Genomic DNA, 23,423 nt, shown 5'->3' on the forward strand with positions numbered 1-23,423 from the left:
TACAGGAGAATATTATGAAATTAGTTAAAATTTTAGTTGCATCAACTTTAGCTCTAGGAGTAGCATCAACTTCCCTAATGGCAGATGCAGTAAAAGGACAAAAGTTCTATATTAAGTTACTAAAAGAGCCTTGTGGTTTAGATGGAGCAAAATTTGCAGTTAAACATACTCAAGAAGAGTGGAAACAAATAAAAGCTGATGGAAAAGGTGAAGCTGAAATTATGAAAATTTGTCCAAAAGTTCAAGCAGGTGAAATAAAAGATACTCAAATTGAGCATATTTTAGATTTTTCTATAGAGTTTGCAAGTGATTCAGGAAATGTTCCTTCTTGCTAAAAAGTTTTAAAGTGGGAGGTGTTAATTAAGACCTCCCACTTTTTTTTCTAAATTAAATATATTTAAAAGAGTTAATATGAAAAGAAATTTAATTGCATTATCAGTTATTGCTGCACTTGGAACAAATTCTTTCGCATCTGATAATAAAGAGATGCTTAATCAAATACAAATTCTAAAAGCACAAATTGAAGCTTTAGAAAAAAAAGTGGCTGAACAAGAACTTAAAAATATTGAAGCCCAAAAGAAAGTTACAGATGTAGTACCAACTCAACAAACAACAAATATTGATGAAAAAAGAATTGAGAATATTGAAAAAAAACTTGATTCAGTTTCAAAAACAGCAACAACTGCAAAAATTCAAAGTGCACAAGATAATATAAAATGGGATGTTGATTTTAGAACACAAGTTGATAATATTCAATACAAGTATGTTGATGGCTCAAAATCAAAAAATAATGCTCTTTTAACAAATAGACTTTGGTTAGGTGCTAAATATAAAGCTGATGACCATTCATCTTTTTTTGGAAAACTATCTTATAACAAAGCATTTGGAGATACAGCAGACCACTCTCAATCAAATACAAATCCTGGTTATGCTAACTTTGATTGGGTTACAAATGAGAATGCAACTGATAATAGTGTAAAAGTAAAAGAGGCTTATTGGTTATATCAAAATGCAACACTTCTTGGCTCTGATATTCCTTGGTCTGTTTCTGTTGGTAGACGTCCATCAACTGATGGTTTACCTATAAATATTAGAAATGACCAACAACCAAATTCTCCACTTTCTCATACTGTTGATGTTGAATTTGATGGATTTTCATTTAAAGTTGATACTGAAAGCTTAACTGGACTTACAGGTTCTTGGTTAAAAGTTTGTGGAGGAAGAGGTTTAACAAATGCCACTCCAAGATTTGATATGTTTAAACCAGCATATTCAAAAGATGATGAAAAGAATGATAATATCGATATGTTAGGATTAATAGTTGTACCTTATGATAATGGACAATATTCTGTTCATATGCAATATTCACATGCTTGGAATTTGATTGGATATAGTGCAGATGCTATAGGTAAATTTAATTATGCCTATGGAAATTATATGAATAGTTCTAATGCAAATACAGCTTATGAGTTACAAATGGCAAAACCTTCATTTGAAGATGTTGGAGATATTGATTTAGCAACAGTTTTATTTAAAACAGAAGGTATTGGAGATGGTATTTCTGAAACTTTAGATAATACTACAGCTTTTGCTTCATTTGCTATGAGTAAAACAAATCCAAACTCTAAAGGAATGCTAGGTTCAACTGATTCTGAAACTGGATATTCTGTTTGGTTAGGTATAAATACTCCTTGCCCAATTCTACCAGATAGTGCAAAAATTGGATTTGAATGGAATAAAGGGAGTAAATATTGGAGATCTATGACTTATGGTGAAGATACTTATGCTGGAAGTAAAATAGCAGCTCGTGGTCAAGCCTTTGAGGTTTATAGAACTCAGAAATTAACTGACGCTTTAAGTTTTGGAGTAAGCTATGTATATATAGATTATGATTATACAGGTTCAAACTCTTTCTTTGGATATGATGGAACACCAACTCCTATTTCTAAAGCTGACGGAAGTGCAGTTAAAGAAGCTAGAGATCTTAGAGCATATGTAAGATATAAATTTTAAATAAAAAGGTGATTACTTCACCTTTTTATCTTAAATTATATTTATCAAAATTAAAAATAACTTTTTCAGCTAATTCAATCATTTTTATATTTAAACCTTTAAACTCCAAATTTTTTATGTTTACAAGAAATTTATCATAAACTTGAAAATATGGATATAAAATAAAATAGATATACTCTTTTGAAGTCGATTCCTTATTTAACTCTTTAAACCATAAAGTAAGTAATGAGAAATAAAGCATTGAAGGATTAAATTCTTCATTTAATTTAAGATTTTTTGATACTTCTTTATTTATAAAATCATAACAGCTTAAAATAGCTTTTATTCTAAAATTTTTACGATTTCTTATATAATAATCTTGAGAAAAAGTTATTTTTTCAATTTCCTTTAATATAGTAAGCCCTATATTATTAAATTCAACTAAAATATCTCTATCTAATCCATACTCTTTTATATCATTATTATCTTTATAAGACAAGATTAAATCTTTACAAAAGAGTAATAAAGCTTCTGTTTTTATTTTTGAAATATTTATAACCATTTCAAATTGTAACTAAATTTTGTTAAATTTGATTATATTTTTATTATTTTTAAGTTGTATTGAGATAGAATAAAGGCAATTTTATTAAATTTTTTAGAAAAAAGGAAATTATTGGAACCTATTGGAGTACTAAAAGATGGTCAAATTTATGACCTTCAAACTGCAGAGGCTTTAAATATTAGCGGAGATACAATTAAAGCCGACGACTCAAGTGAATCTTTAGAGATTTTAAGACACTCAACTGCTCACCTTATGGCTCAAGCTATAAAAGAACTATATCCTGAAGCAAAATTCTTTGTTGGTCCAGTCGTAAATGAAGGATTTTACTACGATTTTAAAATAAATAGTAAAATCTCTGATGAAGATTTACCAAAAATCGAAAAGAAGATGAAAGAGTTAGCTGATAGAAAACTAGCTATTACTAGACATGAAACAACTAGAGAAGAGTTTTATGAAGAGTTTAAAAATGATGAGCTAAAACAAGCTGTTTTAAAAAATATCAAAGATGAAGTAATCACTGTTTATAAACAAGGTGATTTCAAAGATTTATGTAGAGGTCCTCACTTACCAAATACTAGAATGATTAGAAGCTTCAAACTAACTAGAGTTGCTGGAGCATATTTGGGTGGAGATGAAAAAAATGAGATGATAACTAGAATTTATGGAATCTCATTTTTTGATAAAAAAGCTTTAAATGATTATGTAACAATGATTGAAGAAGCAAAAAAAAGAGACCATAGAAAACTAGGAACTGAGCTTGAACTATTTACATTTAATGATGATGTAGGTGCAGGTCTTCCTTTATGGTTACCAAATGGTTCAAGACTTAGAAGTAAATTAGAACATCTTTTATATAAAGCTCATAGAATAAGAGGTTATGAGCCAGTACGAGGTCCAGAAATATTAAAAGCAGAAATGTGGAAAATATCTGGGCACTATGATAATTATAAAGAGAATATGTATTTTACAACTATTGATGAACAAGAATATGGTATAAAGCCAATGAACTGTGTTGGACATATTCAGATTTTTAAAAATGGTTTAGTTTCATATAAAGATTTACCTAAAAAACTCTTTGAATATGGAGTTGTTCATAGACATGAGATGAGTGGAGCAATGCACGGATTATTTAGAGTAAGAGAGTTTACTCAAGATGATTCACATATTTTCTGTACTCAAAATCAAATTAAAGAAGTAATCTTTGAAGTTTTAGAGTTTGTTGATAGTCTTTTAAAACTATTTGATTTTAAATATGAGATTGAAGTGTCTACAAAACCTGAAAAAGCTATTGGTGATGATATATTTTGGGAAAAAACAACAAAAGGGATAATGGATGCCCTTAATGAAAAAAGTATCTCTTATGGTATTGATGAGGGTGGTGGAGCATTCTATGGACCAAAAATTGATATAAAAATTCTCGATGCCATTGGAAGAAAATGGCAATGTGGAACAGTTCAAGTTGATATGAATTTACCTTCAAGATTTAAAGTTGAATATATTAATGAAAAAGGTGAAAAAGAGCAACCAGTTATGATTCATAGAGCAATTTTGGGTTCTTTTGAGAGATTTATAGGAATTTTAACAGAACACTGTGCTGGAGAATTTCCATTTGCAATTGCTCCAACACAAGTAATTTTTGTACCAATTGCAGATACTCATGTAGCTTATGCAAAAGAGCTTCAAAAAGAGTTGCTTGAAAATGATATTGACTCTAAAATCTATGATATGAATGAAAGTTTAAACAAAAGAATAAGAATGGCAGAAAAACAAAGAGTGCCAATGATTGTAGTTCTTGGAGATGAAGAAGTTTCAAATAGTATGATAGCTTTAAGGGATAGAAGAAAAAGAGAACAATCGAATTTAAGTAAAGATGAATTCATAGAAAATTTAAAAAATATACTAAAAGGAAGTAAAATTTGAGTAGAGATAATAAAAAATCAGATGTAATCATGAATGAAGATATCACAGCAAAAGAACTAAGATGTACAAGTGATTCAGGGGATAATTATGGCATTATTCCAACTGCACAAGCTTTAGCTTTAGCTGATGAATCTGGTCTTGATTTAGTTTTAATAGCTCCTGATGCAAATCCACCAGTTGCAAAAATTATGGATTATAGTAAATTTAAGTACCAACAAGAGAAAAAGAAAAAAGAAGCGAAAAAGAATCAAAAAGTTATAGTTATAAAAGAGATAAAACTTTCTATAAAAATTGCTGAAAATGATATCAACTATAAAGTAAAACATGCTATAGAGTTTTTAGAAGATGGAAACCACGTAAAATTTAGAGTTTTCCTAAAAGGAAGAGAGATGTCAAATCCTGAAGCTGGAGTTGAAGTTTTAAATAGAGTTTGGGCAATGATTGAAGATGTTGCAATAATGGATAAAGAACCAAAACTAGAAGGAAGATATGTAAATCTTCTAGTTACTCCAAAAAAAGATTAATCTACTCAAAAAACATAAAAGAGAATTTCCCTCTTTTATGCTAATATAAACTTTAAACTTTTATTAATAATTTTTTAAGTATAATCCAAAACTTTTTCACTATGAAAATGCAAATTTATATGAAAGGATTTCTTTATGCCAAAAATGAAAAGCGTTAAAGGTGCTGTTAAAAGATTTAAAGTAAAGAAAAATGGAACTATCAAAAGAGGTTCTGCTTTTAGAAGCCACATTTTAACTAAAAAAACTCAAAAAAGAAAAAGAAATTTAAGAGGACCACAAACTGTACATAGTACAAATGTTGCTGGAATTCTTTCAACGTTGTGTAAAGCGTAATTACTAAAATTTAGTAATTTTGTCCCTCCATTTATAAATGGACAAGTTCAGCAAAGGCTGACACCTTATTAAAAATAATGGTAAAGAAAGGAAAAATATGCCAAGAGTAAAAACTGGTGTTGTAAGAAGAAGAAGACACAAAAAAGTATTAAAACTAGCTAGAGGATTCTTTAGTGCTAGAAGAAAACATTTTAGAAAAGCTAAAGAGCAATTAGAAAGAAGTCTTGTATATGCTTATAGAGATAGAAGACAGAAAAAAAGAGATATTAGAAAACTATGGATTATTAGAATCAATGCAGCTTGTAGATTAAATGATATTAACTACTCAAGATTTATAAATGGTTTAAGATTATCAGGTATTGAACTTGATAGAAAAATCTTAGCAAACCTTGCTATGAATGATTCAGCTGCATTTGCATCTTTAGTAGCATCTGCTAAAGCAGCACTTAAATAATAAATTTGCAAACAATCAAAAAAGGGGAAGATTTTAAAATCTTCCCCTTTTTTTATACCTTTATAAATAAGCCTATTCTAAAGGCTCATTTACATCTATTTTACACTTATTACCTTCACAAACAATATTTGCATCAAAGTAAAAAATCTCAGATACATCTAAATTTGCTTTTTTCAAGTTTGTCCAAGCTTCAAGAGATCTTGAACCTGCACTACAATGAAATACTACTGTTTTACCTTTTGGTAATTTTGCATATAGTTCTTCTGGTTTAAATTGGTCAGCTTGAATATTTATTGAACCCTCTATATGACCTTTATCATAATCTTTTTTAGGCAATACATTTACAATTTGAATATTTGCTGGAACTTTATTTTCTACTATTAAAGCTTTAAACCATTCTCCATCAACTGTTCCTTCATCACTTCCTAATTTAACACCATTTGAACTAAACTCTTTTTTAGCTTCTTTTGGTTTATCTTCAACTTTTTTACTATTTGAAGTTGTTCCTAAACCAGCCTCTTTCCAAGCAGGTAATCCTCCTGCATATACAAATACATTTTTATAGCCCAAATTATATAACTTTTCTGCAACAATATTTGATTTCTCACAAGAGTACCCTGCACAAAATGTTACAATTTTTTCATCTTTATTTATTGGAAATCTTCCTACTAATTTATCTAAACTTGTATCAGGAATAGAGATACTTCCAGGTATTGTCTCTTGAAAATATTTTGTACTAGGTCTTGCATCAACTAATAAGGCACTATTGTTCTCTTGATATGTTTTTATTACAGCTATTCCTACTTCTAAATAGTTTTTAGTTGCCCATTCAGGCTCTCCTCCACTATAAATTTTTACATTCTTATGCCCTTTATCTTTTAGCATTTTTGCAACAATTGGGCTTTTTTCACAAGAATATCCAGCACAAAAAACTATTAATTCTTTATCTTTTGGTAGATCTATAATTTGTTTATATCCAGTCTCAAATGTACTATCAGTAATATTTAAACTCGATGGTATAGTACCCTTTATATATTTTGCTTCTGGTCTTGCATCAATCAAAATTGACTCTGTTGCACCTCTATTTCCAGACCCTAATTTTGATTTTACATAATCATAATTAACTTGTTCCAAGTTATTTTTAACTATTAATTCCATAATAGCTGGTGTTGGTTTTGTTAAATTTACTGACTCATTTGCATAAACTGTTCCAAAAGTTAAAATTGATGCTACAACTAAACTACTAAATATTTTACTAATTATTTCCCCTTTTTAAGATTTTAAAAAATACCCTTGGTATTAAAAAAACTATATATACTAAAAATGTAAATATTAATGGATGATAAATTCCTAAACCATAAGCACCTGAATTTGGGAGTGCTAAAATATGTGAAATTGGATGAGTTAAAAACTCTTCATAGTGCATTAATATTGATAAAATTACTAAAATTACTAAAAATATTTTTAACTCTTTTTTAAACATCTTATGCTTTTCCGCTTAACATTCCATACATTGTCATTGGTTTAAGTAGATAAACTTTCATTAACCACCAAATCCATCTCTCTTGTACTGGATCCAAAGGAAAAGATGGAGTTGGTTTTGCACTCCAATCAAACTCAGCGAGCATAACTTTACCAATATCAGTTATTAAAGGACAAACTGTATATCCCCCATATTTTTCAGTTGGTTCTTTGCCTTCCATAACCAAAATTAAATTATCAACTAAAACTTTATACTGTTTTCTCACACTTCCACCTGTTTTACCCATAGGAACGGCTGCAATATCTCCTATTGAGAAGATATTTTTATATTTAACATGTTGTAAAGTCTCTTTATTAACTGGTACCCAACCTTTAGCTGATCCAATAGCTGAATTTCCTATCTCATCAGGTGCTTTTTGCGGAGGAGTTATATGTAAAAAATCAAAAGGTACTTCAACATTTAAATGCTTTTTAATCTTATCATACTCTTTTAATTCCTCATCATATTCACCCTGCTCTTCCCAATGCTTATCAAAAGTTGCAATTTTCTTAGAAATATCAACAGCTATTAAATTATGGTTAAAATTCCATTTCATATCTCTTGCAATAAACTGTTTTTCAATAGCATCTGCATACTCTTTTACACCAAATAATTTCCCTCCATCATCATAATATGTTAATGTTGCATTTGCTCTAGCTTTTGCTTCATTTAATCTTGAATTTAATAGATACATAACTTTTTTAGGAGCACCTCCACATTTTATAGCAGTATTTGGGGCTGTAAAAACTGCCTTTACCTTATCTTTCTTAGCTTTTTCAATAAACTTTTGAGTCTGTTCCCACATATGGGCAGAACTATCAATATTATAAACAGTTGTTACTCCACTATCCCCAAAAGCTTTTAGGATTTTACTTGCATCTCCTACACTATAAGCATCTCCAACCTCTTCTAATCCTTTAATTACTCCATAATCAAGAGTAATTCCAGCAGCAACTATTAAATAATCATAATCAATAACTTCTTTACTTGATAATATTAATTTATTTGCTTCTGGATTAAAATCAACTGCTTTATCTTGAATCCATTTAACACCTTTTGGCATATAATCTTTTGTTTCATATAGTAGTTCATTTTTTGATTTATAAACTCCACTTGCCACAAGAGTAGCTCCTGGTTGATATGAAACAGATTTTGGGTTTGGTTCAATTATTGTAATATCTGCATCTTTCAATGCACTCATAAGTCTAGCTGCTGTTGAAACTCCAGCTAATCCACCACCAACTATTACTATTTTACCTTTTGCTTCACTACTTGCTTTTGCAATAGTTGCAGCTTGTGCTTGGCTTCCACCTGCTAAATATGCAGCTCCACCTAGACCAGCTAGTTTAAAGGCGTCTCTTCTTGAAATCCCTGCTTTTTTTATCTCTGAATTTACAATTTCGATAGCTTTTTTTAACTCATTTTTATTCATAGCCATTCCTTTTAAAAAAATACCTTAGATAGTAACAAAATACTCATAATAATTCACTTATTTTAATAAGTTCAAGTTTTATAAATATTATTAGTTTAATTTATAATTTTAAGTGCTTTTTTATACTCTGCTTTATCATTTAAATTTAGAAATTCCTCTTCATTCTCAAAATATAAATTTTGAGTTCTTGAGTTTTTAATTAAATAGTTTATCTTATGAATATCACTCTTTATCATATCTTCTATCAGAGTTAAAGTAGTTTTAGAAAATACACCACAAAGGTTATGAGTACCAAAAGATGTTTGTGCAATAGTTATATCAAAATTATTTGAAGAATTTATTAATTTTTCTATAATTTCAAGAGTTATAAATGGAGTATCAACTGTAATTATGAAAACTTTTTCATTTTCTAAAGTTTTTATAATAGTTTGCAAAGCTAAAATAGGAGAATAAATATCAATGTTTTCATCTATAATTAACTCTTTCTTATCCTGTAGAAAAGAAAATTTATCTAATTTTGAAGAAATATAAATATTTTGAAAATATGGTTTTAATCTATTATATTGAAACTCTATTAAAGAGCTTGAGGAACCAAAAGGAAGAAGAGATTTATCTTCTCCCATTCTTTGACTTTTTCCACCACTTAAAATAATACAAGGTATAGAAAATTTATCTATCATTTCTTAGCTCTTTAAAGAAGAGTTTAGCACTTTCTATTTTAAATAGAAAATGGTTTATTATAATTTTTATAAACTTCTTGGGTCTGTAATATATCCAGAAATTGCACTAGCTGCTGCAACTGCACTATTTGCTAAATAGATTTTTGAACTTCTACTTCCCATTCTTCCAACAAAGTTTCTATTTGTTGTAGAGATACATACTTCACCATCTCCTAAAATCCCCATATATCCACCTAAACAGGCTCCACATGTTGGATTTGAAACAACTGCTCCAGCATCAACTAAAATATCAATATATCCTAGTTTTGTAGCTTCTCTTAAGATTTTCTGAGTTCCAGGAGTTAAAATAAGTCTTACATGCCTTGCTACTTTTTTATCTTTTAATATTTCAGCTGCAACTTTAAAATCACTTAATCTTCCATTTGTACATGAACCTATAAATACTTGATCAACTCTTATATTATCGCTAACTGCTTGTGAAACTGAATGCCCATTTGATGGTAAATATGGATATGCAATTACAGGTTCTAGTTTTTCTACATCAATAACAATCTCTTGACAATATGTAGCATCCTCATCACTATAATGAATTTTTGGCTCTGCTCTAAGTCCGCTATTCTCTTTTGATACTCTATCTAAAAACTCTTTTGTAACCTCATCATAAGCTACAATTCCATTCTTAGCTCCAGCCTCAATAGCCATATTACAAAGACTAAATCTATCATCCATTGATAAATATTTTATTGTATCTCCTGTAAACTCTAAAGCCTTATATAAAGCTCCATCAACTCCAAGTATTCTAATAATTTCTAAAATTAAATCTTTTCCAGTTACAAAAGAGGCTGGTTTCCCTTTAAAAACTACTTTTATAGTTTCAGGTACTTTAAACCAATTCCCACCAGTGATCATTCCAAAAGATATATCTGTACTTCCCATTCCTGTACTAAATGCCCCTAAAGCACCATGGGTACATGTATGGCTATCTGCTCCAATTATCACATCTCCAGGTAATACAAGACCTTTTTCAGGTAAAAGTGCATGCTCTATCCCCATATCTTTTTCATCAAAAAAGTTTTTAAGATTATGTTTCATAGCAAAATCTCTTGAAATTTTTGCTTGATTTGCACTTGCTATATCTTTTGCAGGTATAAAGTGATCTAAAACTATTGCAAAGCCATCTGGATTTGCTAATTTTTCAAAACCACCCTCTTCAAATGCACGAATTGAAATAGGTGTTGTAATATCATTTCCAATTACCATATCAATTGGACTTCTTACAATTTCTCCTGCATAAACTTTTTTGCCTACATGTTCACTAAAAATTTTTTCTGTAATTGTTTGACCCATATTTTTTCCTAAATTTCTTATTTTTTTAAAAATTTTGCCTAGATTATAGCTAAATTTATTTAAGCTTTATCTTTTAATTTTTTCTCTCTTCTACTATCTTTTATCTGCATAATTATGATTATAACAACAGCTAAATCTATTATCACATCTGCAAAATTAAAAATTGCAAACTCAAATATATAGTGCCAATAGAAATAATCAACTACTGCTCCATAAGTAAATCTATCTAAGATATTTGATAATCCTCCAGCATATAAAAGAGCTATTGGAATATAGTATTTGTAAAATACCTCTTTGTTTTTAATTAAATATATTGTTCCTATTAAAACTATAAAAAGTTGAATATATTTTAAATATTCAGCCAAAAAAGTAAACATAGAAAAAGCAACACCATAGTTATATGCAAGTTTTAAACTCATAATACTACCATTTGCATCCCAAGCTAAATTTGCAAAACCATATTTAACAACTTGATCTATTATAAAAATAACTACAAAAATTGTAGTTGCAATTTTCAACTCTTTTTTCATAAAGCTTTTTTAAAAAATTCAATTAAACTTGCCATTGAACTCTCTACATCTTTTTTATTTTTTCCCTCAAGTAAAAGTCTAATTTTATTCTCTGTTCCAGAATATCTAATCAAATCCCTAATACCTTTTTCTCTAATTGGTTTTAATATCTCTTCTAAACCTTTTATCTCTTTTAAGGGTATTTTCTCATTTACTTTCATATTATGTAAAAGTTGAGGATATAAAGTAAATGGATTTAAAGCTTCACTTGCCTTTTTTTTACTTTTAATGATCATTGCTAAAACTTGTAAAGCTGAAGCTAAACCATCACCAGTTTTTGCTACATCAGAAAAAATTATATGTCCACTTTGTTCTCCACCAAAATTTAGATTATTCTCTTTCATAACTTCAAGTACATATTTATCTCCAACATCACTTCTTAAAAGTTCTATTCCATTTAAATTTAAATAATCTTCCAAAGCTTTATTTGACATAACTGTAGCTACACAAGCATTACCTTTTAAAAGATTCTCACCTTTTAGATATACACTTAAAGCTCCAAGTAGTTTATCTCCATCAACTATTTTACCTTTTTCATCAACAACAACCAATCTATCTGCATCTCCATCAAGAGCAAGTCCAATATCAGCCCTATAATCTTGTACAAGTTTTGCAACATTTTCAGGATGCATTGCTCCACAATTATCATTTATATTAAAACCATTTGGTTTATTATTAATTGTAATAACATCTGCTCCAAGCTCTTCAAGTATTGTAGGTGCAACTTTATATGCTGCTCCATTTGCACAATCAAGTACAATTCTAAGCCCTCTTAATGTTAAGTCTTTAGGAAAAGATGATTTGATAACAACAATATATCTACCAATAACATCATCTATTCTTTTTGAAGAACCAATATCTCTTCCTGTTGCTTGAGAAGCAATTAATGATTCTGTACCTTTAAAAATTTTTTCAATCTCTTTTTCATCATCAACATTTAATTTATTTCCATGATTATCAAAAAACTTGATTCCATTATCTTCAAAGGGATTATGAGAAGCACTTATCATAATTCCAGCATCACATCTCATACTTTCAGTTAAATATGCAATTGCAGGAGTTGGCATAGGACCAATTTGAATAACATCATAACCAACAGATGTTAATCCACTAACAAGTGCATTTTCTATCATATATCCACTTCTTCTTGTATCTTTTCCTACAAGAATTTTATTTGTTGTTGAATGTTTTCTAAAATGTGTACCTGAAGCCTGTGCAAGTTTTACAACAGTAATTACATCTAAAAATTCTCCAGCCTTTCCTCTAACACCGTCTGTTCCAAATAGTTTCATTAAATCTTCCTAAAATTAAACTCTATTTAAGTTATTTTAGATAGTATTCTATCCTTTAAAATTTTACAAAGAGGTTAAAAAAATGGCAAATCACAAATCTTCTGAGAAGAGAGCTAGACAAACATTAGTAAAAACTATAAGAAATAGATTTTACAAAACAAGAATTAAAAACATCACAAAAGATGTATTAAGTGCAGTTGAAAGTGCTGATAAAACAAAAGCTGTTGAAGCTATGAAAATTGCAAACAAATATCTACACCACTGCGTATCTAAAGGTATTTTAGCAAAAGGTACTGCTTCTAGAAGAGTAAGTAGATTACAATTAAAAGTTAATGCTATATAATTTATTAAGTATTAAATGTTAAAAAATAAACTTCAACCATTCATTGCTAGATTTGAGGAGATTACAAATCTTTTAATGTCTCCTGATATTACTAGTGATATTAAAAGGATGACCTCTTTATCAAAAGAGCAATCAAATATAGAACCAATAGTAAATAAAGCAAAAGAGTATATAAAAGTTCTTGAAGATATAGAAGAGAACAAACTTATACTTGATGATGCTGAACTTGGTGATTTAGCTAAAGAAGAGCTAAAAGAGCTAGAAGTAAAAAAACCACTTTTAGAAGATGAGATAAAATTTCTTATGATTCCAAAAGATCCAAATGATGATAGAAATATCTATTTGGAACTAAGAGCTGGAACTGGTGGAGATGAAGCTGCTTTATTTGTTGGTGATTTATTTCGTGGTTACCTTAGATATGCTGAAAACAATGACTGGAAAGTTGAAATAATGAGTTCAAGTGATAGTGAAGCAGGTGGTTACAAAGAGATAGTAATCTTAGTAAAAGGTGACCATGTTTATTCAAAACTAAAATTTGAAGGTGGAACTCATAGAGTTCAAAGAGTTCCTGCAACAGAGTCTCAAGGAAGGGTTCATACATCAGCAATTACAGTTGCTGTAATGCCTGAAGTTGATGATGTTGAAGTTGAAATTGATCCAAATGATTTAAAAATAGATGTTATGAGAGCTAGTGGAAATGGTGGTCAATCTGTAAATACTACGGATTCTGCTGTAAGAATCACTCATATTCCATCAGGGATTGTTGTAACCAACCAAGACCAAAAATCTCAACACAAAAATAAAGATAGAGCTATGAAAGTTCTAAAAGCTAAACTTTTTGAAATTGAGATGGAAAAAAAGATGGAAGCTGAAGGTGCAAACCGAAAAGAGCAAGTTGGAACTGGAGATAGAAGTGGAAGAATAAGAACATATAATTTTCCACAAAACAGAATCAGTGATCACAGAATTAACTTAACTCTTTATAGACTTGAAAACATTTTAGAGGATGGCTTGTTTGATGAAGTAATTGATCCTCTTATTGCTGATCATCAATCAAGACTAATTGAAGCAAATGGGCTATAAAAAGCCTTTTTGTTTAGAAAAATAGATTACCTATCTAAATAATTTTAAAATCTCAACAACTTTAGAAGCATATCCCCATTCATTATCATACCAAAGAAGAAGCTTTATCATATTATTCTTAACTTCTAAATATCTATGATCAACTATTGTTGTATATTTTTCCTTTTTAAAATCACTTGAAACAAGGGCTTCAAAATTATTTAAAACTATTGGAAATTTTTGATTTTTTTCAAAATCTATAAAAAGATTTTTTATTTCATCTTTTGTTGAAGCTTGTTTTGTAAAAAGTGTTACATTTATAGCTCCAACTGTATCTGTTGGAACTCTTAAAGAGTTTGAAGATATAAGCTCACTATTAAACTTTTCTATTACATAAGAACAAGCTTTTATAGTTGTAGTATGACTAGGAATTATATTTTGAGTAGATGATCTTCCAAATTCAAAATTTAAATCAACATCTCTAGTATCACTTTTCACATAATTACCATCAAGAACTCTTTGATGATTTAATAAAGGGTGAATAGTTACTATATCTCCAAAAATTATCTCTTTTTTTTCATCTATAAGTTTCAAAGCTGGAAGTAAAGAAGTAGCATTACAAGAGCTAGTAGAAATAACTTTATGAATATTTATATCCAGTTTATTTTCATTTACACCTAAAATCAGATTTATATGGGCATCTTTATTTGGATGAGTTAAAAATATAGCTTTAAGTGGAAGTTTTTCTAAAGATTTTATATCCTCTTTTTTACCACTTGCATCAATGATAATATCAATACCTTTTAAATCAATATCCATTAAAGAACTATAATTTAAGATTTTTATTTTTGATTTAGAGTTTTGGATATAGCTATTTTCAACAATTCTAAATTTATCTTCAAGTTTTCCATAAGTTGAATCATAATTTATAGAATAAACAATATTATTTATATATGGATTTATATCATTTATAGCAACTATTTCAAAATCTTTATTTTCTAAAAGCTGTTTTAAAATAGCCTTTCCTATTCTTCCTGCACCATTTATTAAAACTTTTAAATTCATAAACTTCTTTCATTTTTATTAATTTTTTTGAAAGTATAGTTAAAACTAGATTATTTCTTCATTTCTATAAATAGAATATGGTTTTTTAAAATAGGATTAATAATAAGTTTATTTTCATCAACTAGCTCCATAGCATCACCATCTTCTAAAACTATTCCATTTATATTTGCTTTACCCTCTATTTGTACAAAATAAACTTGTCTATTCTCATTTATCTCAAACTCTAAAGGCTTGTCAAGTTCACTTACATATATATTTACATCTTGATAAATTTTTATAGGGCTAGTTCCATTTTGAGAAGATACAATATTTAAAAATTTATTATCTCTATCTTCGGCTTTATATTTATGAGAACCATAAAGTCTTGGGAGTCCTTTTTGTGGTGGAAAAATCCAAATTTGAAGAAGTCTTAAATCTTCATTGGCTTCATTTCTTTCACTATGATAAATACCATCTCCAGCACTAAGATATTGAACTTCTCCTCTTTTTAAAGTTTCACTATTTCCCATAGAGTCTTTATGAGTTATCTCTCCATTTACTATATACGAAATAATCTCCATATTAGCATGAGGATGTGTATCAAAACCACTTTTAGCATGAACTATATCATCATTTAAAACTCTTAAAACTCCAAAATGTATATTTTCAGGGTTTCTATACTCTGCAAAACTAAAATGGAAACAACTCTCTAACCAACCAAGATTAGATTTTCCCATACTCTCTTTTGGCAACTTTTTTATCATTTTTGCTCCTTTTTCTAATCAAAAATAAAACTCTCCATTGAAATATTTGAATATAATATTTCACTATTAAATGATTTTCCACATTTATTTATAGCATTTCCAAAAGCTATAAATAAAGGTAAAATATGCTCTGTTGAAGGGTGATTCTTATAAAAATTCTGATCTTTATCTATATTTATTAGCTTCTCTTTATCACCATTTTCTATAATATCTTTTATCTTTTCATTAAACTCTTTTGCATAAGTTTTCATCTCTGGGTTATAACTCATATCTCTTAAATTATGAGTTATACCTCCACTAAAAATAAATAGAGCCTCTTCCTTAAAAATTTTTAACTTTTCTCCTAGATTTATTAGTTCAGAAAGTGAATAAGATATAGGAATACTTAGTTGTAGTACTGGTATTTCAAGTTTTTCATACATCAAAGATAAAACACTCCAAACACCATGGTCAAAACTATTTCTATTTTCATCTATACTTATATCAATATTCTCATTTCTTAATTTTTCTATTAAGTTATTTGTTAAATCTTTATTACTTGCTATTTCATACTTTACTTTATAAAGTTCTTCTTCAAAACCATAAAAATCATACATTATACTATTTGCATTTGGATTTATTACTTTTAAATTTTTAGTTACATAGTGAGCAGATACAATTATAATATACTTTGGAATATCCAAAGTTTTACTAATATTTTGGATATTCTTTTTAGAATTTAGATCACTAAGAACTATATTTGGAGCTCCATGTGAAATAAATAGTGTTGGGTTCATTATTTAAAATTTAGCTAAAATTAATTAGCTAAATTTCCTTCAATATCAATATTTAATCTTACTTCATCACTAACAGCAACTCCACCTGTTTCTAAAACTTTATTCCAAGTTACACCAAATTCACTTCTATTGATTTTTCCAGTTAATGTAAATCCTGCTTTTTTACCTAAAGCTCCTCCATTTTCAAGATTTAATTTAATATTTTTTGTAACACCTTTTATTGTTAAATCTCCATAAACTACATCTTTTTCAATTTTTGTTGATTTAAAAGTAATTTTTGGGAACTTTGCAATATCTAAAATATCATCTGCTTTTAGATGAGCATCTCTTTTTTCATCAGCAGTATCAATTGAAGACACAAGAAGTTCTCCTTCAACTTTTAGTAAAGTATTCGCTTTTTCATCATACTCAAAAGTTCCACTAATATCTTTGATTTTTCCAACAACATTTGAAACCATCATATGTTTTACAGTAAATCCTGCAGTTGAATGTGATGTATCAACTTTATACTCTCCTGCAAAAAGTGTTGAGCAAAGTGCAATTGATAATAAGCCTAATTTTAAATTTTTCATAATTCTTCCTTTTTATTTGAATTGTATATTTTGTTTAATAAATTATATAAAGTATTAAGTTCTTCATCATTTAAGATTTTCATAAAATCAAAAAGATTTTCGGCATGTTTTGGAAATACTTTTTCAATAATAGCTATTCCATCTTCTGTAATTGATAAAATTGAAGCTCTAGTATCCTTTGGATCTTTTATAGATGTTATTAAATTATCTCTTTTTAGATTTTTTATAACAACTGTAGTATTTCCTGGTGTACTTGAAGTTAGCTTTGTAATAGAACCAATATTTAAATCACCTAAATGATATAAAACTTCTAATACTTTAAATTGATTAAATGTCAGATTATTTTTTGATAGATAGTTCTCAGTTAAATTATTTACCAAATGAAAAGTTCTATCTAACCTAACGACAGTTTTCATTGATTTATCTACTCTTGTACCATAAGATTTTACTTTTAATGAATCTCTTTTTTCTTCAAAGCTCATTTGGAAATTTCCTTTTTAATATAAATAAATCAATTTTGTAAGACTATTTAAAACTTTAGATAGATTTTATAATTTATCTAAAACTTTAAAAAAGAGCAATATTTACAACTTGTTTTTTTAAGTAGAATTACTCTGAAGAAATTATAGTACTAATTAGTAATAAAGTCAAGACTATTTTTTTGTTTTTTCAATAATCTTCGTAAAATTAAGCTTTTGTTCCTTATTTGCTTCTAAATTTATTTCAATAAATATATCATTATCTGTTACACTACTTCCAATATCTAGTAATTCATCCCAAGTTAAATCAAAATAGCTTCTTTTTATTTTTCCACTTAATTTTAAATAGATTTTTCCAAAAAATTCTCCACTATTTTCAAAATCAAGTTCTATATTTTTTGTAACATCTCTAATAGTCAAATCTCCAAAAATTCTATCTTGTTCTATTTTTGTTGCAACAAATTTCATCTTTGGAAACTTTTTTATATCAAATATTTTATCAGATATTAAAGTAGTTAAATTATCTTTTGATGTACTAAGAGAATCTAGCTCTATCTCTCCTTTTAGTGAAGTTAAGAGAGATTTCTTCTCATCAAAACTAAATTCTCCAATTATATTATCAAACTCCCCTTTTATCTCTTGAGTTTTTAAATATTTTATAGAAAAATCAGCTGTTGAGCTATTAGAATCAATTTTATAACTGCTAGCAAATAAAAATGTTGAAAGAGCTAGTGTTGAAAAAGATAATTTTATTAATTTCATTTTGTCCCTTTTAAAAATTGTCGCGTAATTATAACTAATTAAACATATTTTTAACCATTTAATAATCTTTTTTTAGCTAAAATGTTCTGTTTTACTGAAATTTAAAAAATTAATTAAGGATAAATATTATGTTATTAACACCAGGTCCAACTCCTGTACCAGAATTTGCAAGAAAAGCGATGAGTGATATTACAATACACCATAGAACAAAAGAGTTTGAAGCTATTTTTGAAAAAACTAGAAATCTTTTACTTGAACTTTATGATATGCCAGAAGTTTTAATGCTAGCTTCTAGTGGAACAGGAGCTATGGAAGCTTGTGTTACAAACCTTACTAGAAAAAAAGCTCTTACAATTAACTCTGGAAAATTTGGAGAGAGATTTGGAAAAATCTGCAAAGCTTTTAATATAGATTATGTAGAGTTAAAAAATGAATGGGATACTCCTGTTAGTGTTGAAGATATTAAAAATACTATAAAAAATGATTCAAATATTGATGCTATTTTTATTCAAGTTTGTGAAAGTGCTGGTGGATTAAGACATAATATTGAGCAAATTGCTAGTGTAGTAAAAAAGCTAAATCCAGAGATTATGGTAGTTGCAGATGGAATAACTGCTTTGGGTGTAGAAAAAATTGATACTACAAATATAGATGCACTTATTACTGGAAGCCAAAAAGCATTTATGCTACCTCCTGGTCTAGCTATGATTGGTTTATCTGCAAAAGCAGTTACAAAAATAGAAGAAAAGCCAACGGGTTACTACTTCAATCTTGCTAGTGAAATAAAAAACCAAAAGAAAAATACAACTGCTTATACAGCAGCTACAACTTTAATTATTGGTTTAGGTGCAATATTAGAAAAGTTTAAAGATATTGGATTTGGAAATTTATATAAACAAACTGCTTTAAGAGCAAAAGCTACACAAGAAGCTTTAAAAGCTATTGGATTTAAAATTTATCCAAAAAATCCAGCAAATGCTATGACAACTGTTTATACAGAACAATCAAATGAGATTAGAAAAATTCTAAAAAACAGATACAATGTTGATATTGCTGGTGGACAAGACCATTTAGCTGGAAAGATTTTTAGAATAAACCATATGGGATTGATTGAAGATTTTGAAGCTGCTTGGGCAGTTAATGCAACAGAACTTGTACTAGATGAGTTAGGAATTAGAACATTTGATGGAACTGCAAACAGAGTTTTTGCACAAACATTTTATAAAGGAAATTAATCAAAAATGATTTTTGAACACGAAATTCCAAAAGGAAGCAGACTATATTTTGGTAAAACAGCAAAAGCTAAAAGAGTTTTAGAAAATAGTGTTTGTGAAATTTTGGAAAAAAATGGTTTTGAAGAGATTTTAACTCCAAATTTTTCTTATTCTCAACATCAATCAATCGAAAATGAGAGAAAATTAATTAAATTTTCAGATGAAGATAATGAGCAAGTTTCGCTAAGAGCTGATTCAACTTTAGATGTTGTAAGAATTATCACAAAAAGATTAGGAAGAACAACAAATCATAGAAAATGGTTCTATGTACAACCAGTTTTTTCATATCCATCTAAAGAGGATTATCAAATTGGTTGTGAATGGATAGAACATACAAATATCTCTGATATTTTAAATTTAACAGCTGATATTTTAAGAGCTTTAAAAATAGAACCAATTTTACAAATATCAAATATAAATATCCCAAAATTAGTAAGTAATGAATTAAATATTAATATTGACTTACTAAAAAATGGAGAAATATCAGAACTAATTAAATTAAATTGTGATTGGTTAGATAAACTTTTAAGAGTAAGTAATATTAAAAGTTTAGAAAACGTTATACCTATTATTCCAAGTAGCATAAAAACTGAGCTAGAAAAACTTCTTAAAAAAGCAAAAGAGGTAAATTATTCAAATATTATAATAGCTCCTTTATATTATGGAAGTTTAAAATACTATAACGATATATACTATAGAGTAATAAAAGATAATTTAATTATATGCAACGGTGGAATGTATGAAGCAGAAGGAATAAGCTCTTTAGGTTTTGCACTATACACTGATAACTTATTAAAAATAACAGAAGGGTGAAGATGAAAGCAGATGTAATTGTAGGAATTCAATGGGGAGATGAAGGCAAGGGTAAAATAGTTGATATGCTTGCACAAAAATATGATATGGTTTGTAGAAGTCAAGGCGGACACAATGCTGGTCATACTATTTGGGTTGATGGAGTAAGATATGCACTTCAATTAATTCCTTCTGGAATTTTAAATAAAAAAGCTATAAATATTATTGGAAATGGAGTTGTTGTATCTCCTCTTAATATTATTAAAGAGATGAGTCAATTTGATAATTTAGAAGGAAGACTTTATATATCTGATAAAGCTCATCTAAATTTACCTTTCCATGCTCTAATTGATCAAGCAAAAGAGAGATTAAAAGGTGACAAAGCTATTGGAACAACAGGAAAAGGAATAGGTCCAACTTATGCTGAAAAAGCTAGTAGAAGTGGATTTAGAGCTGGAGAACTTTTAAATCCAACAAAACTTTGTGATTCTATTTTAGACTATTTTGAACAAAATAGAGCAATTTTTGATGTTTTAGAGATAAAAACTCCTCAAAAATCTGAACTTTTAAGTGAATTAGAAAACTATAAATCAAAATTAGGTTCATTTATAGTAAATACAACAAATATGGTTTGGAAAGCTCTTGAAAATAATAAAAAAGTTTTACTAGAAGGGGCTCAAGGAACACTTCTTGATATTGACCATGGAACATATCCTTATGTAACATCTTCAAGTACAGTTAGTGCTGGAGCTTGTACTGGTCTTGGTTTAAATCCAAAAGATATTGGAGAAGTTATAGGGATTGTAAAAGCTTATTGTACAAGAGTTGGAAATGGTCCATTTCCAAGTGAAGATTTCACAGACTATGGAAAAACTATGGGTGAAGTTGGAAAAGAGTTTGGAACAGTAACAGGAAGAAAAAGAAGATGTGGTTGGTTTGATGCTGTTGCAGTAAGATATGCTAGTAGATTAAATGGTTGCGATAAATTAGCTTTAATGAAATTAGATGTATTAGATGGTTTTGATAAAATAAAAGTTTGTGTAGCTTATATGTATAATGGAGAAAGAATAGATTATATGCCATCTAATATGGAGAATGTAGAAGCTATTTATGAAGAGATAACTGGATGGGATAGCGTAGTTGGTGTAAGAAGATATGAAGACTTACCTGAAAATGCAAAAAAATATATAGATAAAATTGAAGAGATTACAAATGTAAAAGTTGGAATAATTTCAACTTCACCTGAGAGAGACGATACAATTATAAGGGGATAATCATGAGATTAAAATTACACCATACACCATATGTTTCAAGAAGAATTACAAGAGATTTAATCTCTTGTGATTTTATTGAAGTAAGAAAAGAAAAAGCTAGTATCGAAGAACAAGTTGAAAGAATTTTGGATGAAGATATAGAAAAAGAGCATAATTTAGATGAAAAAGTAGAAGAAATTTTAGATGCTCAAACTGAAGAGATTGAGTATCTAAATGCAGATAGAAGACAACTTTTTTGGATGACGAAAAAAAGACTTGCAAATGACTTTGGAGTTATCTTAAACAATGAAGATAGGTTTTCTGATATTGCTCACAAAATATTAGATTATCTATGGGAGGAGGATTATATACATTTTACTTGTTCAGATAACCAAATAAAAAATATAATATTTGGTTCTTTGGATGATTTTATTAAAGGATTTGAAAAGGCAGATAGTGAGGTTTTAGCTAAACTTAGAAACTATAAGAGAAAACTAATTCCAGGGACGGAGGACTATGATTTGGTGTATCATAGGCTTTATGAAGAAGAGTTAATAAAAAGAGGATTAATTTAATGCAAAAAGTATATATTTATTTAGAAAATGGGACATTTTTAGAAGGGTGCTCTTTTGGTGCAAATAAAACTGCAATAGGAAAATTAGTTTATAACAATGCAACATTTGGTTATCAAGAGATAATTACAGACCCTAGTAATGCTGGTCTTTTTATAAATTTTATGGCTGTTGAAATAGGAAATAGTGGTACAAATAAAGAAGATATGGAAAGCTCTAAAGCACATGCTGTTGGAGTAATTGTAAGAAATTACCATGATGCTTACTCAAACTATAGAGCAGAAATGAGTTTAGCAGATTTTCTAAAATCTGAAAATATTATAGGAATTTGTGATATTGATACAAGATATTTGACAAAAATAGCTAGAGATGAAGGAAGTATGATGATGATTGCTTCAACAGAAATCTCTTCAAAAGATGAATTAGCAAAACTTCTAAAAGAAGCAAAAAAATATGATGAAATTAACTTTTTAGAAGAAATTTCAACAAAAGATAGTTATATTCATAAATCTGGTGCTTGGAACAGTGAAACTGGAGAGTTTAATAAAGCAAATATGAGTGATAAAAAAGTAGTAGTTTATGACTTTGGAGTAAAAAAATCATTTTTAAATGAGCTTGTTGAATCAGGACTTGAAGTTGAAGTTATTCCATATAATACAAAAGCAGATAAAATTATTGAGAAATTTAATAATAATGAAATAGGTGGAGTTGTATTAAGTAGTGGTGCTGGAAATCCAAATCTTTATACTAACGAAGTAGAAAATATTAAAAAATTACTTTTAGCTAATCTTCCTATTTTTGCTATTGGATTAGGTCATTACCTTTTAGCACTTGCAAGTGGTGCAAAATTAGAAAAAATAAACTCTATAAAATCAGGTAGTCATCCAATAAGAGGTGAAAAAACTGTAGAAATGTACTCTTTAAATACACAATATGCTATAAAAGATTTTAAAGAGTTAGCAGATTCTACTTATATAAATGTATTTACAAATAATACAGTTGCTTTAAGATATAAAAACAGAGATATTTTAAGTAGTGAATTCACACCTATTTCAAACTCACCAATTTACAAAGAATTTGCCTCTTTAGTAAAATAAATATAA

Annotated in this window: 27 protein-coding genes; 13 read left to right on the forward strand and 14 right to left on the reverse strand. The window is 28.3% G+C overall.

The window, feature by feature from the left end; translation table 11 throughout:
* The first annotated feature begins 14 nt into the window (after positions 1-14).
* Entirely contained in the window at positions 15-335 is a 321-nt protein-coding gene (locus AFAEC_RS10495; protein WP_081754487.1) for a cytochrome C, read from the forward strand.
* A 76-nt stretch (positions 336-411) separates the two neighbouring features.
* Positions 412-2,013, forward strand: coding sequence for a DUF3373 domain-containing protein (locus AFAEC_RS10500; RefSeq protein ID WP_026804979.1), 1,602 nt, complete (start codon positions 412-414; stop codon positions 2,011-2,013).
* Positions 2,014-2,038: 25 nt separating this feature from the next.
* Here AFAEC_RS10500 and AFAEC_RS10505 read toward each other — a convergent pair whose 3' ends face one another.
* Entirely contained in the window at positions 2,039-2,554 is a 516-nt protein-coding gene (locus AFAEC_RS10505; protein ID WP_026804978.1) for a hypothetical protein, read from the reverse strand.
* 111 nt (positions 2,555-2,665) lie between these two features.
* On the opposite strand from AFAEC_RS10505, the gene thrS reads away from it, so the two are divergent.
* From thrS to rplT, 4 genes are all read left to right on the forward strand, one after another.
* Entirely contained in the window at positions 2,666-4,474 is a 1,809-nt protein-coding gene (gene thrS, locus AFAEC_RS10510) for a threonine--tRNA ligase (protein ID WP_026804977.1), read from the forward strand.
* A gap of 29 nt (positions 4,475-4,503) precedes the next feature.
* Positions 4,504-4,998 (forward strand): translation initiation factor IF-3, encoded by a 495-nt coding sequence (infC, locus tag AFAEC_RS10515; protein ID WP_034216003.1) that lies wholly within the window; start codon positions 4,504-4,506, stop codon positions 4,996-4,998.
* 135 nt (positions 4,999-5,133) lie between these two features.
* Positions 5,134-5,331, forward strand: coding sequence for a 50S ribosomal protein L35 (rpmI, locus tag AFAEC_RS10520; RefSeq protein WP_026804975.1), 198 nt, complete (start codon positions 5,134-5,136; stop codon positions 5,329-5,331).
* Between the two features lie 97 nt (positions 5,332-5,428).
* On the forward strand, positions 5,429-5,785 hold the full coding sequence (rplT, locus tag AFAEC_RS10525; RefSeq protein WP_026804974.1) for a 50S ribosomal protein L20: 357 nt from the start codon (positions 5,429-5,431) through the stop codon (positions 5,783-5,785).
* Positions 5,786-5,857: 72 nt separating this feature from the next.
* On the opposite strand, the gene AFAEC_RS10530 is transcribed toward rplT, so the two are convergent.
* The 7 genes from AFAEC_RS10530 to glmM all read right to left on the reverse strand — a co-directional run bounded on the left by AFAEC_RS10530 (position 5,858) and on the right by glmM (position 12,627).
* Positions 5,858-6,943, reverse strand: a complete 1,086-nt coding sequence (locus AFAEC_RS10530) for a rhodanese-like domain-containing protein (RefSeq protein WP_225442377.1) — start codon at positions 6,941-6,943, stop codon at positions 5,858-5,860.
* Positions 6,944-7,040: 97 nt separating this feature from the next.
* Positions 7,041-7,268: a hypothetical protein gene (locus AFAEC_RS10535; RefSeq protein WP_026804972.1), complete on the reverse strand. Its 228-nt coding sequence runs from the start codon at positions 7,266-7,268 to the stop codon at positions 7,041-7,043.
* Between the two features lies 1 nt (position 7,269).
* Positions 7,270-8,739 (reverse strand): NAD(P)/FAD-dependent oxidoreductase, encoded by a 1,470-nt coding sequence (locus AFAEC_RS10540; protein ID WP_026804971.1) that lies wholly within the window; start codon positions 8,737-8,739, stop codon positions 7,270-7,272.
* 95 nt (positions 8,740-8,834) lie between these two features.
* Positions 8,835-9,419 (reverse strand): molybdenum cofactor guanylyltransferase MobA, encoded by a 585-nt coding sequence (gene mobA / locus AFAEC_RS10545; RefSeq protein ID WP_026804970.1) that lies wholly within the window; start codon positions 9,417-9,419, stop codon positions 8,835-8,837.
* A 66-nt stretch (positions 9,420-9,485) separates the two neighbouring features.
* Complete coding sequence (locus AFAEC_RS10550; RefSeq protein ID WP_026804969.1) at positions 9,486-10,766, reverse strand: 3-isopropylmalate dehydratase large subunit; 1,281 nt, start codon at positions 10,764-10,766, stop codon at positions 9,486-9,488.
* A gap of 59 nt (positions 10,767-10,825) precedes the next feature.
* Entirely contained in the window at positions 10,826-11,296 is a 471-nt protein-coding gene (gene lspA, locus AFAEC_RS10555; protein WP_026804968.1) for a signal peptidase II, read from the reverse strand.
* A complete protein-coding gene (gene glmM, locus AFAEC_RS10560; RefSeq protein WP_026804967.1) occupies positions 11,293-12,627 on the reverse strand; it encodes a phosphoglucosamine mutase in 1,335 nt (444 codons plus the stop codon). The genes lspA and glmM overlap by 4 nt, the downstream gene beginning before the upstream one ends.
* Positions 12,628-12,709: 82 nt before the next feature.
* Here glmM and rpsT point away from each other — a divergent pair, with 82 nt between their 5' ends.
* A complete protein-coding gene (gene rpsT / locus AFAEC_RS10565) occupies positions 12,710-12,970 on the forward strand; it encodes a 30S ribosomal protein S20 (protein WP_026804966.1) in 261 nt (86 codons plus the stop codon).
* A gap of 15 nt (positions 12,971-12,985) precedes the next feature.
* Positions 12,986-14,053, forward strand: coding sequence for a peptide chain release factor 1 (prfA, locus tag AFAEC_RS10570; RefSeq protein ID WP_026804965.1), 1,068 nt, complete (start codon positions 12,986-12,988; stop codon positions 14,051-14,053).
* 30 nt (positions 14,054-14,083) lie between these two features.
* Here prfA and AFAEC_RS10575 read toward each other — a convergent pair whose 3' ends face one another.
* The 6 genes from AFAEC_RS10575 to AFAEC_RS10600 all read right to left on the reverse strand — a co-directional run bounded on the left by AFAEC_RS10575 (position 14,084) and on the right by AFAEC_RS10600 (position 18,429).
* Positions 14,084-15,097 (reverse strand): glyceraldehyde 3-phosphate dehydrogenase NAD-binding domain-containing protein, encoded by a 1,014-nt coding sequence (locus AFAEC_RS10575; protein ID WP_026804964.1) that lies wholly within the window; start codon positions 15,095-15,097, stop codon positions 14,084-14,086.
* 50 nt (positions 15,098-15,147) lie between these two features.
* Complete coding sequence (locus tag AFAEC_RS10580) at positions 15,148-15,840, reverse strand: pirin family protein (protein WP_026804963.1); 693 nt, start codon at positions 15,838-15,840, stop codon at positions 15,148-15,150.
* Positions 15,841-15,854: 14 nt separating this feature from the next.
* Positions 15,855-16,616, reverse strand: a complete 762-nt coding sequence (locus AFAEC_RS10585) for a DODA-type extradiol aromatic ring-opening family dioxygenase (protein WP_026804962.1) — start codon at positions 16,614-16,616, stop codon at positions 15,855-15,857.
* Positions 16,617-16,636: 20 nt separating this feature from the next.
* On the reverse strand, positions 16,637-17,188 hold the full coding sequence (locus tag AFAEC_RS10590) for a YceI family protein (protein ID WP_026804961.1): 552 nt from the start codon (positions 17,186-17,188) through the stop codon (positions 16,637-16,639).
* Positions 17,185-17,670 (reverse strand): MarR family winged helix-turn-helix transcriptional regulator, encoded by a 486-nt coding sequence (locus tag AFAEC_RS10595; RefSeq protein ID WP_026804960.1) that lies wholly within the window; start codon positions 17,668-17,670, stop codon positions 17,185-17,187. The genes AFAEC_RS10590 and AFAEC_RS10595 overlap by 4 nt, the downstream gene beginning before the upstream one ends.
* Positions 17,671-17,841: 171 nt before the next feature.
* Positions 17,842-18,429 carry a YceI family protein gene (locus tag AFAEC_RS10600; RefSeq protein WP_051487435.1) on the reverse strand — a complete coding sequence of 196 codons (588 nt, stop codon included), beginning with the start codon at positions 18,427-18,429 and terminating at the stop codon, positions 17,842-17,844.
* Positions 18,430-18,557: 128 nt separating this feature from the next.
* Here AFAEC_RS10600 and AFAEC_RS10605 point away from each other — a divergent pair, with 128 nt between their 5' ends.
* The 5 genes from AFAEC_RS10605 to AFAEC_RS10625 are packed head-to-tail and all read left to right on the forward strand — an operon-like array spanning position 18,558 to position 23,417.
* Positions 18,558-19,664: a pyridoxal-phosphate-dependent aminotransferase family protein gene (locus AFAEC_RS10605; RefSeq protein WP_034215968.1), complete on the forward strand. Its 1,107-nt coding sequence runs from the start codon at positions 18,558-18,560 to the stop codon at positions 19,662-19,664.
* Between the two features lie 6 nt (positions 19,665-19,670).
* The gene (locus AFAEC_RS10610) at positions 19,671-20,516 is read left to right on the forward strand and encodes an ATP phosphoribosyltransferase regulatory subunit (protein WP_026804958.1); all 846 of its coding nucleotides are present in this window, start codon (positions 19,671-19,673) and stop codon (positions 20,514-20,516) included.
* Between the two features lie 2 nt (positions 20,517-20,518).
* Entirely contained in the window at positions 20,519-21,769 is a 1,251-nt protein-coding gene (locus tag AFAEC_RS10615) for an adenylosuccinate synthase (protein ID WP_026804957.1), read from the forward strand.
* 2 nt (positions 21,770-21,771) lie between these two features.
* Complete coding sequence (locus tag AFAEC_RS10620; protein ID WP_026804956.1) at positions 21,772-22,323, forward strand: DUF507 family protein; 552 nt, start codon at positions 21,772-21,774, stop codon at positions 22,321-22,323.
* Positions 22,323-23,417 (forward strand): carbamoyl phosphate synthase small subunit, encoded by a 1,095-nt coding sequence (locus tag AFAEC_RS10625; protein ID WP_026804955.1) that lies wholly within the window; start codon positions 22,323-22,325, stop codon positions 23,415-23,417. Before AFAEC_RS10620 ends, AFAEC_RS10625 begins: the two co-directional genes overlap by 1 nt.
* Positions 23,418-23,423 lie beyond the last annotated feature (6 nt).

It is taken from the genome of Aliarcobacter faecis (genome assembly GCF_013201705.1).
Taxonomy (GTDB): Bacteria; Campylobacterota; Campylobacteria; order Campylobacterales; family Arcobacteraceae; genus Aliarcobacter; species Aliarcobacter faecis.

Coding starts and splice junctions, on each gene's coding strand:
- AFAEC_RS10495 (WP_081754487.1), top strand. CDS start 15: ATGAAATTAGTTAAAATTTTAGTTGCATCAACTTTAGCTCTAGGAGTA.
- AFAEC_RS10500 (WP_026804979.1), top strand. CDS start 412: ATGAAAAGAAATTTAATTGCATTATCAGTTATTGCTGCACTTGGAACA.
- AFAEC_RS10505 (WP_026804978.1), bottom strand. CDS start 2,554: ATGGTTATAAATATTTCAAAAATAAAAACAGAAGCTTTATTACTCTTT.
- infC (WP_034216003.1), top strand. CDS start 4,504: ATGAATGAAGATATCACAGCAAAAGAACTAAGATGTACAAGTGATTCA.
- rpmI (WP_026804975.1), top strand. CDS start 5,134: ATGCCAAAAATGAAAAGCGTTAAAGGTGCTGTTAAAAGATTTAAAGTA.
- rplT (WP_026804974.1), top strand. CDS start 5,429: ATGCCAAGAGTAAAAACTGGTGTTGTAAGAAGAAGAAGACACAAAAAA.
- AFAEC_RS10530 (WP_225442377.1), bottom strand. CDS start 6,943: ATGGAATTAATAGTTAAAAATAACTTGGAACAAGTTAATTATGATTAT.
- AFAEC_RS10535 (WP_026804972.1), bottom strand. CDS start 7,268: ATGTTTAAAAAAGAGTTAAAAATATTTTTAGTAATTTTAGTAATTTTA.
- AFAEC_RS10540 (WP_026804971.1), bottom strand. CDS start 8,739: ATGAATAAAAATGAGTTAAAAAAAGCTATCGAAATTGTAAATTCAGAG.
- mobA (WP_026804970.1), bottom strand. CDS start 9,419: ATGATAGATAAATTTTCTATACCTTGTATTATTTTAAGTGGTGGAAAA.
- AFAEC_RS10550 (WP_026804969.1), bottom strand. CDS start 10,766: ATGGGTCAAACAATTACAGAAAAAATTTTTAGTGAACATGTAGGCAAA.
- lspA (WP_026804968.1), bottom strand. CDS start 11,296: ATGAAAAAAGAGTTGAAAATTGCAACTACAATTTTTGTAGTTATTTTT.
- glmM (WP_026804967.1), bottom strand. CDS start 12,627: ATGAAACTATTTGGAACAGACGGTGTTAGAGGAAAGGCTGGAGAATTT.
- rpsT (WP_026804966.1), top strand. CDS start 12,710: ATGGCAAATCACAAATCTTCTGAGAAGAGAGCTAGACAAACATTAGTA.
- prfA (WP_026804965.1), top strand. CDS start 12,986: ATGTTAAAAAATAAACTTCAACCATTCATTGCTAGATTTGAGGAGATT.
- AFAEC_RS10575 (WP_026804964.1), bottom strand. CDS start 15,097: ATGAATTTAAAAGTTTTAATAAATGGTGCAGGAAGAATAGGAAAGGCT.
- AFAEC_RS10580 (WP_026804963.1), bottom strand. CDS start 15,840: ATGATAAAAAAGTTGCCAAAAGAGAGTATGGGAAAATCTAATCTTGGT.
- AFAEC_RS10585 (WP_026804962.1), bottom strand. CDS start 16,616: ATGAACCCAACACTATTTATTTCACATGGAGCTCCAAATATAGTTCTT.
- AFAEC_RS10590 (WP_026804961.1), bottom strand. CDS start 17,188: ATGAAAAATTTAAAATTAGGCTTATTATCAATTGCACTTTGCTCAACA.
- AFAEC_RS10595 (WP_026804960.1), bottom strand. CDS start 17,670: ATGAGCTTTGAAGAAAAAAGAGATTCATTAAAAGTAAAATCTTATGGT.
- AFAEC_RS10600 (WP_051487435.1), bottom strand. CDS start 18,429: ATGAAATTAATAAAATTATCTTTTTCAACACTAGCTCTTTCAACATTT.
- AFAEC_RS10605 (WP_034215968.1), top strand. CDS start 18,558: ATGTTATTAACACCAGGTCCAACTCCTGTACCAGAATTTGCAAGAAAA.
- AFAEC_RS10610 (WP_026804958.1), top strand. CDS start 19,671: ATGATTTTTGAACACGAAATTCCAAAAGGAAGCAGACTATATTTTGGT.
- AFAEC_RS10615 (WP_026804957.1), top strand. CDS start 20,519: ATGAAAGCAGATGTAATTGTAGGAATTCAATGGGGAGATGAAGGCAAG.
- AFAEC_RS10620 (WP_026804956.1), top strand. CDS start 21,772: ATGAGATTAAAATTACACCATACACCATATGTTTCAAGAAGAATTACA.
- AFAEC_RS10625 (WP_026804955.1), top strand. CDS start 22,323: ATGCAAAAAGTATATATTTATTTAGAAAATGGGACATTTTTAGAAGGG.